The organism is Collinsella sp. AM34-10, assembly GCF_003469185.1.
In the GTDB taxonomy this organism is placed as follows: Bacteria; Actinomycetota; Coriobacteriia; order Coriobacteriales; family Coriobacteriaceae; genus Collinsella.
The window spans coordinates 4,139-5,344 of record NZ_QSIL01000015.1 but is presented as its reverse complement, the minus strand read 5'-3'; the positions used below and the strand labels follow the sequence as shown (position 1 = coordinate 5,344).

1 protein-coding gene is annotated in these 1,206 nt (G+C 55.9%); it reads left to right on the top strand.

All coding sequences use genetic code 11. The annotated features are described in order from the left end of the window. Positions 1–85 precede the first annotated feature (85 nt). Positions 86–1,024, top strand: a complete 939-nt coding sequence (locus DW823_RS09535; RefSeq protein WP_118082033.1) for an AEC family transporter — start codon at positions 86–88, stop codon at positions 1,022–1,024. Positions 1,025–1,206: the final 182 nt, after the last annotated feature.

Below are 1,206 nucleotides of genomic sequence, written 5' to 3'. Positions count from 1 at the left end.
CTGCTTTGTTTTGAGAAGTTCGCGAAGCCCACTTCTCAAAACAAAGCAGGCGCCCCGGCCCTCGTGGAATAGATAAGGGGGAAGCATGAGCTTTACGAGTGTGGCGCTTCAGATGTTGACGGTTTCGCTGCCTATTTTGTTGGGGTGGTGTATCGCCAAGCTGGGGTTTATGAAAGCGGAGTTCGAGCGCGAGCTGTCGCATCTGCTGTTGCAGGTGGCGCTACCGTGCTTGGTGCTTTCGTCAGCGCTGGGCGATGATGTGAAGCTTCCGAGCATTGCCGAGACGTTTTCGCTCATGGGTCTGTCCTTTGTGATGTATGTGGTGGCGACCGTTATCGCGTTTGCTGTCACCGCTGCTCTTCGCGTTCCCAAAGGGACAGAATGCTCGTATCGCTTCGCCGTGCTTTTCGGTAATGCCGGGTTTATCGGTTTTCCGGTTATTTCGGCGGTGTTGGGAAAACAAGCGCTGTTGTATGCATCGATTGCGCTTATCCCCCTAAACCTTCTTATGTTTACCGTCGGTGCCATGTTATTTAGCGGAATGGATGGCGGCCTTAAAAAGCAGATGCGCAATATTGCCGCCTGCTGCAAGAGTCCTGGTCTCATTGCAAGTGCTGTTGTGCTTGGGATCGTGCTAACCGGATGGACCGATTGGGGCGTGTTGGGCGACTCGATTTCCATCGTTGGCACCATGACCACTCCAGCGGCATTGTTGCTCATGGGATCGTCTATCGCCAAGTACCGTCCGCTCGAGATGCTCACCAACTGGCGTGCCTATGTTGCCGTGGCATTTCGCCTGGTTGTCGTGCCGGTGGCATGTCTTGCCGTCGCGCGCTTGTGGCCCGGCATGACGCCCATGTTTATTGCGACGCTTGTGCTCGATATGGCAATGCCGGTGGGCAGCAACGGTACGCTGTACTGCCTTCAATACGGTAAGGATGCACGCCCCATGATGCAGTGCACGTTTTTGTCGATCATCTGCTCCATTCTGACTATCCCACTCGTAGCCACGCTGTGTGGGTAGGCATTCGGGACGGTCTCGCGCTGGGGCCTTGCCCGGCGGGGTTGCCTTGCTCCGGGAAGTGGGCTTCGCGAACTTCCCGGAGCAAGGCAACCCCGCCGGGCAAGGCCCTCTCGACCGTTTCGTTTTGCGGGGGCTGATTATTTTTAATGTAATAGGGACTTTGCTGATGCTGCCTTGGGTAC

Excerpts from the sequence above, each read along its gene's own strand:
- DW823_RS09535 (WP_118082033.1), top strand. The coding sequence starts at position 86 with ATGAGCTTTACGAGTGTGGCGCTTCAGATGTTGACGGTTTCGCTGCCT.